Here is a 14387-nt window from a genome sequence, read left to right as displayed (position 1 = left end):
AAAAACTCTCAAAAGAGAGTTAATTTTTTTTAAGATCAAAGAAAAATACAACGGCATTTTCTTCGTTATAAACGCCATATTGGCTATGATGTGCCTGTAAAATGTTCTTTACAATAGCAAGGCCTATACCATTACCACCAAAAGCCTTGTTTCTTGATTTTTCTAATCTGTAATACTTATCCCAAATCTTATCAATCTCGGTTTCATCAATGGTAGTCCCCATATTTTTAACACTGATTCTAACATTATCCTTTAGGTCTTTTGTCCTAATAATAATGTCTTGATTTGGGTTTGAATACTTGATGGCATTAGACATAAAATTGTCCATGACTGTTTGAATTTTACTTATGTTACAAAGCAGTTCATAATCCTCTACATAAAGTATTAGATTAAGAGACTTGTCTTTCAACTGATTTTCAAACTTAGATACATCCAGTATATCCTTAGTAGCATGTACATCAAGTTGTAAATCACTGTAGTTTTCACTCTCACATAAGAGAAGGGTTTCTTTTGTTAAGTCGTTAAGTTTATCGATTTCATCGTTGATGGTTTCAATATAGTAAGTCTTATTATCATCACTGGATTCAAGCATTTCAACAAAACCCGATATGATACCTAAAGGTGTTTTATATTCATGAGAAAGATTGGCTAAAAGCTCTCTCATATTTTGTTCGCTTTCAGCTTTTTTTCTGGCATCCTCTTCAAGCTTGCTCATGTTATAAATCATACTTTCTGAAATACTTTTCAAACTTTTAGACAGTTCTTCTAACTCATCACCTGTATGAATATCACTTCGAAAGTTAAAATCTAAATCAGCAATATGTTTTGCCTCTTCATTAAGTGTCTTAAGAGGCTTTGTCAACCATTTAGTATATACAATAGAGATTCCCAGTAAAACAAGCACTTGAAAAATAAAAAGATAAATATAATAAGTATTTAAAACAGTAAAAGTATTGGATAAGTCTTCAATAGTATACATGGCTACGGCATAATAACCATCTATTTTTTGAATAACAAGATTTATAATAAGGCCTGTCTCAGACTCCATAAAAGCCACGTTTTCTTCTCTAAGCTGATGCTCATCAACAAGTATCCCCGCCTCTCTTATGAGTTTTTCTGGCTGGTAACCTAAAACGCCTTGATCTCTTTCAATGTAATGGGTATCTATAATGGTGCCCTCTAATACATCAATGCTTTCGAATAAAGGATTCGACAAATGGGCATCTAATACCAAAACATCTCTGTTGATAAGCTTGCCGCCTGTAAACTTAGTATGATTGCCGACTATAAGATCTTTGAAGCCATCCAAAAGAAGTCCACGTTCATCCACTCGTTCACCTAAAATCACCTTAAAAATACCTTTATCTGTTTCTAGTGAAAGATAAGAAAACAAATCAAAAAACGCATCATTCACGATATGTCCTTGATTATCGATTATAACCATAGGGATTTGATTATCCTCATAAAGGTCTAGGGTCATCTTATTATAATCACCAGAATTTTCTTCGATTGTTTCATCTAACTGTCTTGCCACTTCTACTCGTTTAAAGAATTCATAAACATGACCTATAAAGAACATTTGAAAGATCAGTTGAATTAAGAGGGTCACAAGAAGCAAGGACATGATGGATATGAATACTTTTTTTACAATACTTTTTCTCATCTTATACCTCTAACTTATAACCATGGCCGATAACGGTTTTGATCTTATCAGAAAATGGCTGCAATTTGTTTCTTAACTTCTTGATATGATTATCAACCACTCTTGTACCACCTTCAAAGTCAAAACCCCAGACACGGTCTAAAATCTGATCTCTTGTCAGGACTATGTTCTTATTTGAAATCAGATAATACAAAAGATCAAACTCTTTTGGCGCAAGTTCTATCATTTGATCTAAAACCATGACCTCCATAGAAGATGGATTGATTTTTAATGAATCATACTGTTCAAACCCCTGTAAGGATTTACCCAGTATTCTATTGATCTTTGCCATAAGTATCTTCATCTTAAAAGGTTTGGTAATGTAATCGTCCACACCCACATCATAGCCCCTTATATGGTCATTTTCTCCTTCTACTGCCGTCAACATGATAACAGGGATACTTGAAAACTTTCTTAACTCAAGACATGTTTCAAAACCATTCATAATAGGCATCATCAAGTCTAGAATGACCAAATCAAAGTTTTCATTTTTCATCAAGTCCAATGCTTCAGAACCGTTACTGGCTTCTACAGTTTCATAACCTTCTTTATTTAGAAAAAAGCATATAAACTCTCTTATCTTATTTTCATCATCTACAACTAATATTTTTCTCATAAAGCCTCCACTAGTCTATTATGTATCCAATATTTACACACTTCAAGCATATCTTTCAATTCTTTGGGTATCAATATAACGAGGTGATCCTATGGAGAAAAAAGATAAAAAGAAAGAACTTACAGAAAAAGAACAGCAATACAGAGATTACTGTGAAATGATTGAAGCCAAGCTTAGAAAAGCTGAAAGAAGAACCTGGATGATTAAAGACTATGATTATTTAGACTAACTCGGTCATTGGCCGAGTTAATATTTGCCATCCGGTAGTTTAGTCGGTAACTTATACTCAGTATCAGTAAGAAGCTTATAGATACCTGGATCGCTTGCCATGACCTTTTCTTTGGTGTTAAGCCTCCATTCGCCTGCTATACGCTCATATCTGCCTTCAAAGTCCTGACCGCCTAAAATTGAGGTCAAGGCCCAGTAAAAATACTCCGTTACCATGGTGCCGTAATCAGCAGTCTTATCATAATAAGTATACCAAGCTGTTTCAGGGTACTTTTTAGGTACTTGAATAAACTGTCCACCTCGTGCAATATCCATAAGCTTAGAAATATCTGTACCTGTTTTTTCACCAAAGACCTCTGGGTATGCTCCTGCATAACCAACATGAGTAATCACATGAAGAATCTCCTCTAGAGAACCATCAAACTCGCCATCATTTATATGAATTTCTGATGCATACAACTCTTGAGACTTGCTTGTTATATGACCTACACCTCTATTCAATAAAAGAATTTTCATCGAATCCATTTGATTTTTTGCGATCATAATGCTTGCTTTTTCTTTTCTTAAAACTTCAACAACCTTTGGGTTATCAGGGAAACCATCTTCATCATTGTCTAGATATTCACTTAAGATAGCCTTGGCATGTTTCATCTTTTCATCACTCACTGATTTTGTTCCATAGATCTTTACACCAAAGGCTTCTTCTTGCTTTGGAAATACAGAATCTACACCTCTGACCAGTTCATAACCTATAAAAATCATACCTATGAGTAATATAACAACAATTAATTTTTTCATAAAAAAACCTCCTACAATATATAGTAGAAGGTCTGTGTATCCATGATGTATCCTTATTAGATATTTAATGCAAAGGTTTCAATATCACCTAAATTGTCTTCAGGCATACCTGAGATTTTAAGTGGTTCTGTTACAAGATTAGCACCTACAGATTCTAACTTTTCAGTAATGATATTAACAGCTTCACAAAATACATCTGCAAAACCATCTGCATCACCGCAACCGAATACTGCTACATTTTTATCTCTATAAGTAGCCTCATCAATTTGATCCATATAATCTGCAAAATCATCTTGTAACTCACCATAACCCCAAGTTGAAGAACCTAATAAAATTGTATCAGCAGCTTTTACATCATCAGCCTTTAGATTTGAAATGTTCATAACCTGTGTTTCATGATTTAAGTGGTTTTTGATGATGCCTGCAACATTTTCAGTAGTACCTGTTGTTGATCCGTATGCAATTAAAACTTTCATATAGCCTCCTTTAAGTCAAAAGTCATTCTCATAACCTCGCTTGGTAAATAACCAGAATCAACGAATGATAGCAAATAAGTTCTTCTTTCATCATACCTATCAAAAGTCTCTAAAGCGACTTCTAAGTTTGAAAACACCTTCCAGTAACCGACAGCCAAACATTTTTTCGGTGAACAATCTGCAAAACATTTAACATCATGAAGTGGATATCCCAGAAAAATTCCAACCTCATGAGGGCATACTTCTTTAAAGCGTTTCTTTAAAAGTTCTAGGGCATAGCCAGTCTCAAAAGACTTATAGCCAAAGCGACTTAAAAAGTTACGATTCTTTTTACAAGCTAACACTGACGATAACATATCTTTATTATAGAAGAGTACTAGAGTTCTATTTCTCTCTACTTTTAGTTCTATGTAGTCCAAATGTATCTTATCCTTATATTCATGCCATAAGGTATGTAAAGGCTCTACATCATCTTTAAGATTTACCAGAGAAGCCGTCTTCTCTTTTGTCAGCGTTGGTGCTGTATAATAGATTAACTTATAGAAAAGATTCTCTTGATTCATTTTACCTCCTGAGAATGATTATCAAATACGAGTACAGTATAATCTAATTGAGAACGATTGTCAATAAAATAACAAAAAAATAAGTGATTAAAATCACCTATTCAATATCTTCAGATAAATGTTTCACTTCCTAGAACTTAGAGAATGTCTCGTATTTTTTAAAGTATCCTGTATTTCTTCTACTCTTTCTCTTGTTAAGGAATATTTCCTATAAGAGTTAAATGCCAAGATAAAGCTTAGCAAACTACCAACTGACAATACATAACCCAACTGAGATGCAGTAGACGACTTCTGAAATGTTAGAAGAGGATCAAACTTGATGATGTCAAGTAAGAAGCCAAGTAAAAGAATTGCAATGGATTGAGAAATCTTATAACCGAAGTTTAAGAGTCCAAAGAAAACACCTTCTCTTCTTGAGTCTGTTAACATTTCTTGATAGTCGACAGTATCCACAACCATAGATAATGGGATTGAAAATAGACCACTTGTACCAAAACCAATGGTTACTGCATATATAAAAAGTACCCTATACTCTAAGATGGCAAACCTTCTAAAAACAACAAATAGGAACAAAAGCATACAGCCAATGATAGAAATGAACAAGCCTATTAAAACAGTTTGTTTCTTTTCAATTTTCTTGGCAACTTTTAACCATATGAACTGTGACAAAACACATACGGTAAATTGGATACCAAATACCCAACTAATCTTAATATTGTTCATCTCAAAAGTATAAGTAAAAGTATGCAGACCTACCACACTAATGATTGCAGATGCAATATTGGTAAAAAGATAACCTAGAAACACTGAACGAAATTCTGTATTTTTTAAGCTGTCACTAATAGATAAGAAGAAATCTTTTAAGCCTGTGGAACTTGTTACTGTATTTAACTTGTATTTCTGTGTAGAAAAATAAGCCCAGAGTCCTGTGATGATTAAAACGAGTGATGCCGTATAGGCCATATTGATGTAGCCTTTTGGATTCATTTGACCGAGTGGGTATTCCGGTGTTGAGTTAAAAAAGACCAACATAGAAACAGCTGTAACAATCATCAGAGACAGTAGAAAGAATACGGTTTTACTCCCCTGAATGGAATTTCTTTCATCATAATCATCTGATAGTTCAGCACCTAAAGCGGCGTAAGGGGTAACAAAGACAGTAACACTTGTCTTAAATAGAAATACACTTGTAAATATCAATAGATAGAGAAGGCTTTTACTTAACTCATATTCTCGCCATATGAATAAATTAATTAGAGATGTTAAAACAACACCTATTAAGATATAAACATGTCTCTTTCCCAATTTAGACCTTGTTTGATCAGATATATATCCCATCAAAGGATCGCTAATGCCATCCCACACAATGCTCAAAGACACTACCAAACCAACAATTGAGCCAGGCATCTTGAGTATAACCGTTGCAAAAAATACAAAGTATGATGCAAACATTTGTGTCACAAAACCATAACCAAAATGTGCAGATCCATATCCAACCAGCACAGACCTTTTTAAAGGTGCTTGTTTACTTACTACTGTCATTAAGTCCTCCAAATCTATTACATCCATTTTATACCCTTTTGCAATCATATTTCACATTAATATTATGTGACAAACACCATTTGCCTATGTCCTATAGTAAACTATTTACAATAAACACCTTTAATTGTCTTAGAAGTGATTAGTTATTTTCCAACTATGGTACAATAAAAATAAGTGTAGACGAACGATTAATTTTCAGAATATTCAAATATCAATAAGGAGGGGCTATGACCAAGTACAATCTAATTGATTTATCCATCAATGAAGAAAAGAGAAACAACGCTTTAAAACGTGCCAAAGAAAGAAACATCATCATACCAACATTCGAGCAAATGAGGCATCCTGAATCCATACCTGATCAAGTGAAAGAACAACTTAATCAACTAGGCTTATGGGACATCGATCCTTTAAACTTATTTAGGATCACTTGGCATAACGAAGCCAAACTAGATGGTGGCGGTTTTTCAGGTGTGAATTACATAGAGATTCCTGAAGCCATTTCAGGCGTAAAAGCTAAGATTATTGCACTTTCTGGCAAATACTTCCCTACTGGTGCTCATAAGGTGGGCGCTGCTTTTGGATGTTTAGTACCTAGACTGGTAACTGGACAATTTGATCCAACTACTACAAAAGCTGTTTGGCCTTCTACAGGTAACTACTGCAGGGGTGGTGCTTACGATTCTACTTTACTTGCATGTGACTCCATAGCTATCTTACCTGAAGGTATGAGTAAAGAAAGATTTGAATGGCTAGAAAGTGTTGCTGGCGAGACTATAAAAACAGTTGGTACAGAATCTAACGTGAAAGAAATATTTGATAAATGTCATGAACTTAGAAATTCTGGTCAGGATTTGATGATATTTAATCAGTTTGATGAGTTTGGTAATTACCTATGGCATCATGAAGTCACAGGTCCAGCCATTGAAGAAGTTCTTAAACATGTAGACGGTAAACTTCATGGTTATATCTCCTGTACAGGTTCAGGCGGTACCATTGCCGCTGGTGACTATTTAAAGAAAAAATATCCAACAATGAAAATAGCTGCTTCAGAAGCCCTACAGTGCCCTACTATCTATCATAATGGTTTTGGTGACCACCGTATAGAAGGTATCGGTGACAAGCATATACCATGGATTCACAATGTAAAAAACACCGATGTAGCCATGGCTATTGACGACGAGGCAACTATGAACTGGATTCGCCTTCTTAACGATCCAAACGGTTTGGCACTCTTAAAAGAAAATGGTCTTGATCAAGAAACTCTAGACCGATTGGATTTAATCGGCATCTCAGGTGCTGCCAATATCATCGGAGCTATTAAGTATGCTAAATACTTTGAACTCACTGAAGACGATGTCGTTGTGACCATCTTGACAGATTCAATGGAAATGTATCAGTCTAGAGTGAAAGAACTTAATGATGAACGTGGTCCATTGAATGAGAAAACCACCTATGGTATTTACGAAAGATACTTCAAGGGACTGGACATTGATTTTATTAAAGAACTTTCTTATTATGACAGAAAGACCATCCACAACTTGAAATACTATACATGGGTAGAACAACAAGGTAAGACTTATGAAGAAATACAAGCTCAGTGGTATGATGATACCTACTGGACTTCTATACCAGATACAGTCTCAAAACTTGATGAGCTCATCAAGAAATTCAATGAAGATGTTAAAAAGCTCTAGTGGTCAAATTGACCGCTTTTTCTTATTTAAAGCAAGGTTTACAAATAGTTCAAGTGTTCTTTCACAACTCCTTCTTCTTATTTACATCTAAGAACGATTCCTGTAGAATGTTCATGGAGGTTACTTATGAAAAAAGACTTATATCTAGATTTTGATTCTACAATCGTTAATTCTGACAAATCATTTTGCAGAATTTATAACACTCATTATAAAGATTATGAAAACTTTGTACCAGCAGACTGGACAAAACACAGCAACTGGGCTTATAAAAATATCTGTCCACTGATTCACGAACATGAAGAGCATCCTATTAAGACCATTCAAGATTATTATGGATCTAAGGAGTTTTTTGATCATTTAGAGTTTTACGATCATGCTTATGATGTGCTTTCAAAACTCAAAGAGAAATACAAACTTATCATCTGTACATCTGCCTTTCCAATGAATGCCTCTAAGAAAGTTCTTTGGATTGAAGAACATATTCCCCAGGTTGATGAAATAATCATCTTAATCGATAAAAGTGGCAATGGCTATGGCAAAGCAAGAGTTGCCATGATGGAAGATGATGCAATCTTTATTGATGATCATCCTAAAAATTTACACTCAACAAATGCATCAAGAAAATACTTATTTAAGTTTAAAGAGACCGATTACAATGGTGATTGGGATGGAGAAATCGTTTCTTCATGGAAGGAAATAGAATCCTTACTACTTTAAAAGATCAAGCCGAGGCTTGATCTTCTTTTTTACTCACTTATATAAATCTTGAGATTTCTTCGACTGCCATTCTTGGTGTCTTAACTGGACTTTCGTCTGGATGGCCATAAACGATAAGTGCTGCTACCGTCTCTTCTTCTGGAAGACTAACGATCTCAGAGATCTTTTCATCATCAATCACACCCATAATGGTCGTACCAATGCCCTTTTCATGAGCTGCTAAACAGAATGTTTGACAAGCAAGTCCTGCATCAAACACTTCCCAGTCTTGGTCTTTTGAAGTGACATACTCATCTTTGTCCAGCTTTCCAGATTTACCTTTTACATATGAAAGAACCAAAACACCCTTGGCATTTTTAAGTGTATCTACATTGTATACAAAACCGTTTACACCTTCAGTTGATAATCGTTTAATTGTCGCTTCATCATCCACACATGTATACCTTGCTACTTGGAAGTTACCCCATGATGGTGCATAGCGGCTGACTGAGATGATTTCTTTCATCAATTCCCTGTCTACTTTCATGTCCTTAAACTTTCTAACACTTCTTCTTTCTTCAATCATTTTTATTGCGTCCATAATATTTTCTCCTTTTATTTTCTTACAAGATTATTATGGCATTCTTATGCATATAAAAACAGTATGTACTTTTATGTTATATACGTACAGAAAGTAGTGTATCAAGTGTTTCCAACATTTCTAGTCATAAACTTTTTCAATAAAATAGGTTCTTGACTGAAAATCACCTAGTGCATATGGCTTCATTTCCACGCCGTTAAATGACGGTTCAATCATGATACCTTGATGCATCAAAAGACTGCCACTCACGGGTTCTTCCATGCCCGTTACTCTATAGAGTGATTTTTCATCTAGTCCGCGCAGTTTAAAGTATTTAACAGGTTCATTGGGACGTGATAAAACTTGATACCATGTAACAAATGATTGATGGCCAGACTTTGAGACTACTTGCCAACCTGTGTTGTTGCCATCTCCATCAAAGGGACTTAAAAGCCTGTAGAAATCACCCTTGTGGATCAAGTCCCTTAAAGAAGTAAAAGTTTTAATTTGTTCTTTAATGGCCGCCTTATCTGCTTCGTTTAGTTTGGTAACATCCAGTTCATAACCGAATGTACCAAAGTTTGCCACATCACCTCTCATCTTTAACGAGGTCATTCTACCAACTTGATGATTTGGCACATCAGAAACATGTGAGGCCATGGTTACAAGCGGGAAAAACATAGATGTCGCATGTTGGATCTTTAATCTCTCTACACCATCTGTATTATCACTTGTCCAGCCTTGAGGTGCATAATACATCATGGCATAATCAAAACGTCCGCCACCACTCGCACACGATTCAATCATGATATTGGGGTACCTCTTTGTCAATCTTTCATACAAATCATAAACACCCAGTATATACCTATGGAACAACTCACCTTGTTTATTTTTACTTAGACCTCTGCTATAAGCTTCAGTGATGTTCTTGTTCATGTCCCACTTGATATAATCAACATGAGCGTCATCTAGAACTTTGGTCAGTTGATCAAAAATGTGATCTATAACCTCTTTTCTTGAAAAATCAAGTACGTATTGGTTTCTGCCGTGGGATATTTTCCTAGTCGGATCTCCAATTAACCAATCCGGATGTACATCATAGAGTTTGGTATTTTTATTAATCATTTCAGGCTCTATCCATAAACCGAACTTCATATCCAAATCATGAATACGTTTGGACAATCCCTTAATGCCATTAGGCAGCTTTTCCATATTGACAAACCAGTCACCTAAACCGGTTTGATCAGAGTTTCTATTACCAAACCAGCCATCATCTAAAACAAACATTTCCACACCTAATTGAGAAGCCTCTCTGGCAAGTTCTACTATTTTTTCTTCTGTAAAATCAAAGTAAGTCGCCTCCCAATTGTTTAGAACAATTGGCCTTAAAACGTTTTGCCACTTCTTAGCCACAACGTGTTTTCTGACAAAATCATGCAGTGTATGGCTTAAATATTCAAGACCATTATCTGTATAAGTCATGATCATTTCAGGCGTCTGAAATGATTCTTTCGGCTCTAAAGACCACTTAAAGTGATGTGGGCTGATGCCACCCATTATTCGAGTGATATTATTCGAGTCTACTTCACATTGAATCAAGTGGTTGCCTGAATACATAAGGGTCATGCCTATGGCTTCACCTTTTGTTTCACAAGTCTTTTTTCTTTTTAGAATAAGACTCGGATGATGATTTGAACTCGAAGCACCTCTATTACTGTATACAGATTGAATACCAGGTCTTAGAGGTGTTGTATATTGATGTCTTTCCTTGATCCAATCCCCTGAAAACTGGACCATTTGATAATCTGAATCCTTCAGGTCCAAACTGGCACTCATCAACTTTTGAATATAATGACTTTCGTCCCCTTCATTTGTTATTAAGGTATGTCTTGTAATAATATCTAAGTCTGTAAAGATTGTATAAGAAAGCATAAGCTCCAATCCAGACTCATCTTGTAAATAGACAATCAAAGTTTCAGCTTCATCATCATCCGCATAAGAAGCCGGCAAACTGATCTTGTTCTTACCTTGAATGATCTCATGTAGCTTATATTTAAAATCATAAATATGGCTGCCACCTGCATTTTCTAAATCAAACGCCGGGTCTCTAAAATCAGTTGTTCCATAAATGGGATACTCCAGTCTTTCATTGTTTAACGAAAAACTAGGATTACCATCAAAGACGTTTGAAGTCAGGCCTTTATTTTGCGGCGTCCTAAACATCTCCTGCTTCAAAGGACCATAAAGTTTTTTACCAAAATAAAAATGACCAAGGTGTCCATTTGTTAGGACACCTATTATATAAGATATGCGATTGTTGTTTAAATGAAATATGCCTTGTTCTTGGTCAAAATGTATCATAATTATCCTTTCACGCCACCTGCCATTGTAAGTGCTTTTTCTACTTGGTTACTAAATAAGATATAAACAAATACTGTTGGTATACTTGCTATTACCATTGTAGCACCCATGGCACCCCAATCGGTCGTAAATTGCCCTTGGAAGAACAAAATACCTAATGGTAATGTTTTTAAAGTTTCATCCACTACCAGCACATTGGCTAAGATGAACTCATTCCATGCATTTAAGAATGTAAAGACAGCAAGTGTAGCCGTCACAGGTTTTACACACGGCACAATGATTCTAAAGAATGCCTGAAAAATGTTGGCACCATCTATACAAGCTGCTTCTTCTAGCTCTACTGGAAGACTTAAGAAGAAACCGTAAAAGACCATTGTGGAAAAGGCCAAGTTAAAGGCGGAATATGGGAGTATCAATGCCCAGTGACTGCCAGTTAAATGAAGTCCTTGAACGACCTTTGCAACAGGAATTAATACAGCCTGTACTGGAATAAACATCCCCAGTGCCACATAGGTTCTTAAAAAACCTTTACCCTTAAATCTCATTCTTGATGTGGCATATGAAAACATAAGCGCTAGTGCAATTGTGATAACTACGGTTGCCGATGCCACAATCAGTGAATTTAAGAAATATGAAGGCACATTGTATTGAGACCATGCCTTGATATAGTTTTCTACTCTAAGAACTCTTGGTAGGCCAAATGGATTGGAAACAAAGATCTCATCGTTATTTTTAAATGAATACATCAACATCCAAATAAGTGGATACAGTGATATGACTGCATAGCCCCATAGAAAGAATCTAAAGAAAATATCTGATGCTGATAACTTTTTTGTTTTTTTCATACTTAATTTTCTCATTTTAAATCACCTGCAACTTTCTCTGACTTAAAGATAAAGTTGATAACCAAGATAGCCGCTAGACATTCTAGAACTAAGACTGCTGCAGCTGCTAAACCATAGCCGAACTCATTTGCTCTAAATGCCGCAGAATACATCACATATGTCAGTGTATAAGAAGATGTACCTGGACCACCTGCAGTCATGATAAACATCTCAGTAAAGGCTTTGATACCACCCGTTACCGATATAACCAAACAGAACTTGTATGTTTCTTTCAAAAGAGGAATGGTTACTTTAGTATGGGCTTTCATCGGTGTACATCCATCAATTTGAGCTGCCTCATAGTAGGATTGCGGTATTGATTTAATACCTGCTAATATAAGAGCAAACTGATAGCCCATCCACTGCCATGCGTTTACAAAGGCAATGGCATAAATAGCTTTACCGCTATCTGTTAACCAATTCTGACGATAATCTATACCAATTGCTTCAAAGAATTTATTCAAGAGTCCTGTATCGGCATTATAGATCGATAGCCACAATTGACATACCACCGTTACAGATAATACGACCGGAATAAAATAAGCAATTCTGAAGAAGTTACGTCCCTTAATTCTTGCATTTGATACTGCAAGTGCTAAAATAGTTGCCATTGTCATTTGAAAGATTGTGATTAAAGCTGCAAATTTTAAACCATTAATATTGGCAGTTTTAAATACTGTATCATCAAATAATCGAATAAAGTTATCAAATCCTATAAATATACCGTCACTTAGTCCGTTCCAGTTGAAGAAGCTCTTATAAAAAACTTGGACAATTGGGTAAAATACCATCACAGAGAAAAGGACTAATGCTGGTAATGTAAACATAGCTATGGCCCATTTATTGCCAAAATACTTTTTCACGTGCTACCTTCCTTCCTAAAAAATAGGAGCAATCTATGACTAGATTGCCCGTTTGTTTTATACTTATTGACCCATTCTCTCAATTACCTTGTTTAATTCCTCAACAAATTGTTCAGGCGTGTAATCAGGTGTCATTAAAAATTGTGATTGATCCTCTATGGCTACCTTAAATTGTGGATTTGTAAGGCCCCATGCAAATTTAGTAGTTGATGTAATGTTTTGCATTTCAGAAGCAAGTTTGTCCATCATAGCTGGGAATGGCTTTTCAGGCTGAATAGACTCATCCACTTGTAAAGCTAGGATAGGGTTAGATCTCTTCATATACTTAGCTTCACAGTACTTCATTGACATAAATGCAGCAACTTCTGCAGCTAAATCTTTGTGCTCTGAATTAGGATTAACAGCATAACCACCTGGCGCACCACCACCAGATAAAGCGTACTTGTTAGCTTCATAACCTGGCATTACTGGATACCACATCCAATCAGCATTTTCACCTAATTTTTCAGTAGAACCTTCAATTTCCCATTGACCGTTTAAGAACATAGCAGCCTTACCTTCATAGAATAAAGATGCCGCTTGGTCGTAGTTTAAGTTAGTAGCACCCTGTGGGAACATACCAGCTTCTACTAACTCTTGTAATGTCTCAGCAGCTTTAACATAAGCTTCTTCTGAAGCATTACCATTACCAAGGTCTAACTTAGTGATACCTTGAGGTGCAAATCTAGTAGCAAGTACATCGTACATAGCAGTTGTGATCCATTTTTCTTTAGCAAAGATTGACATTGGAATGATATCATTTTCATTAAATACCTTAATGGCTTCTAACAACTCTTCATAAGTTTCAGGTACTTTCACACCATACTCTTCAAAGATTGCCCTGTTGTAATACCACATAACAAGCTCATTACCCGCATATGGGAAAGCATAGATGTGACCATCTTCATTGTAAATAATGTTTTCAGCACTTGGATGTGCTTGATCTAAGAAACCTGTAGACTTAGCATAATCATCTAATACTAAGATGTTGCCAGACTCTTTAAAAGTTTCAATTTGTGTCGAACCTACTTGGAAGATATCCGGTAAGTTACCTGTAGCAGCATAAGTCTGTAGCTTTTGACCATCATCTTGTGCTTGAATATCAAGTTCTAACTTTACATTTGGATATTTCTTTGCAAGTTCAGCAACAGCATAATCGTAAGGCACTTTTGTATCTTCATCAGAATACTGTGCATAAATTCTTAATGTTACTGTTTCATCTGCTTCAGTAGCAGTTTCACTACTTGTTTCAGCTTCATTATTTGAAGCACAACCAGCAAATAGACCTAATGTTAATGCTAAGATTAACAATAATGATAATATTTTCTTCATATGTCCCCCTGTT

The 14387-nt window shown here is 35.6% G+C and carries 14 protein-coding genes; 3 read left to right on the top strand and 11 right to left on the bottom strand.

Annotated elements, in window-relative coordinates; all coding sequences use genetic code 11:
* Positions 1-19: 19 nt before the first annotated feature.
* Both EZV73_RS03160 and EZV73_RS03155 read right to left on the bottom strand, forming a co-directional pair.
* Positions 20-1663, bottom strand: coding sequence for a cell wall metabolism sensor histidine kinase WalK (locus EZV73_RS03160; protein ID WP_240838222.1), 1644 nt, complete (start codon positions 1661-1663; stop codon positions 20-22).
* A 1-nt stretch (position 1664) separates the two neighbouring features.
* Positions 1665-2318, bottom strand: a complete 654-nt coding sequence (locus EZV73_RS03155) for a response regulator transcription factor (protein WP_240838221.1) — start codon at positions 2316-2318, stop codon at positions 1665-1667.
* A 91-nt stretch (positions 2319-2409) separates the two neighbouring features.
* Between EZV73_RS03155 and EZV73_RS03150 the strand changes: the two genes are divergently transcribed.
* A complete protein-coding gene (locus EZV73_RS03150) occupies positions 2410-2547 on the top strand; it encodes a hypothetical protein (RefSeq protein WP_240838220.1) in 138 nt (45 codons plus the stop codon).
* Between the two features lie 17 nt (positions 2548-2564).
* Here EZV73_RS03150 and EZV73_RS03145 read toward each other — a convergent pair whose 3' ends face one another.
* From EZV73_RS03145 to EZV73_RS03130, 4 genes are all read right to left on the bottom strand, one after another.
* A complete protein-coding gene (locus tag EZV73_RS03145) occupies positions 2565-3344 on the bottom strand; it encodes a hypothetical protein (protein WP_240838219.1) in 780 nt (259 codons plus the stop codon).
* Between the two features lie 56 nt (positions 3345-3400).
* Positions 3401-3820, bottom strand: a complete 420-nt coding sequence (locus EZV73_RS03140) for a flavodoxin domain-containing protein (RefSeq protein WP_240838218.1) — start codon at positions 3818-3820, stop codon at positions 3401-3403.
* Positions 3817-4383, bottom strand: a complete 567-nt coding sequence (locus EZV73_RS03135; protein ID WP_240838217.1) for a DUF3793 family protein — start codon at positions 4381-4383, stop codon at positions 3817-3819. Before EZV73_RS03135 ends, EZV73_RS03140 begins: the two co-directional genes overlap by 4 nt.
* A gap of 123 nt (positions 4384-4506) precedes the next feature.
* On the bottom strand, positions 4507-5925 hold the full coding sequence (locus EZV73_RS03130) for an MFS transporter (RefSeq protein WP_240838216.1): 1419 nt from the start codon (positions 5923-5925) through the stop codon (positions 4507-4509).
* Positions 5926-6152: 227 nt separating this feature from the next.
* On the opposite strand from EZV73_RS03130, the gene EZV73_RS03125 reads away from it, so the two are divergent.
* The gene (locus tag EZV73_RS03125; protein WP_240838215.1) at positions 6153-7619 is read left to right on the top strand and encodes a pyridoxal-phosphate dependent enzyme; all 1467 of its coding nucleotides are present in this window, start codon (positions 6153-6155) and stop codon (positions 7617-7619) included.
* 126 nt (positions 7620-7745) lie between these two features.
* Positions 7746-8336, top strand: coding sequence for an HAD hydrolase-like protein (locus tag EZV73_RS03120; protein ID WP_240838214.1), 591 nt, complete (start codon positions 7746-7748; stop codon positions 8334-8336).
* 37 nt (positions 8337-8373) lie between these two features.
* Here the strand turns inward: EZV73_RS03120 and EZV73_RS03115 are convergent, their stop codons facing one another.
* The 5 genes from EZV73_RS03115 to EZV73_RS03095 all read right to left on the bottom strand — a co-directional run bounded on the left by EZV73_RS03115 (position 8374) and on the right by EZV73_RS03095 (position 14374).
* Positions 8374-8916 carry a nitroreductase family protein gene (locus EZV73_RS03115; RefSeq protein ID WP_240838212.1) on the bottom strand — a complete coding sequence of 181 codons (543 nt, stop codon included), beginning with the start codon at positions 8914-8916 and terminating at the stop codon, positions 8374-8376.
* Between the two features lie 120 nt (positions 8917-9036).
* Complete coding sequence (locus tag EZV73_RS03110) at positions 9037-11256, bottom strand: alpha-galactosidase (RefSeq protein ID WP_240838210.1); 2220 nt, start codon at positions 11254-11256, stop codon at positions 9037-9039.
* Positions 11257-11258: 2 nt separating this feature from the next.
* Positions 11259-12116: a carbohydrate ABC transporter permease gene (locus tag EZV73_RS03105; RefSeq protein WP_240838208.1), complete on the bottom strand. Its 858-nt coding sequence runs from the start codon at positions 12114-12116 to the stop codon at positions 11259-11261.
* Complete coding sequence (locus tag EZV73_RS03100) at positions 12113-13003, bottom strand: carbohydrate ABC transporter permease (RefSeq protein ID WP_240838206.1); 891 nt, start codon at positions 13001-13003, stop codon at positions 12113-12115. Before EZV73_RS03100 ends, EZV73_RS03105 begins: the two co-directional genes overlap by 4 nt.
* Before the next feature lie 63 nt (positions 13004-13066).
* Positions 13067-14374: an ABC transporter substrate-binding protein gene (locus EZV73_RS03095; RefSeq protein WP_240838204.1), complete on the bottom strand. Its 1308-nt coding sequence runs from the start codon at positions 14372-14374 to the stop codon at positions 13067-13069.
* Between the last annotated feature and the right edge of the window lie 13 nt (positions 14375-14387).

Origin of the sequence: Acidaminobacter sp. JC074 (assembly GCF_022496765.1) — a bacterium.
In the GTDB taxonomy this organism is placed as follows: Bacteria; Bacillota; Clostridia; order Peptostreptococcales; family Acidaminobacteraceae; genus JABXKX01.
The sequence above is the reverse complement of the archived record's forward strand: the minus strand, read 5'-3'. Positions and strand labels throughout refer to the sequence as shown.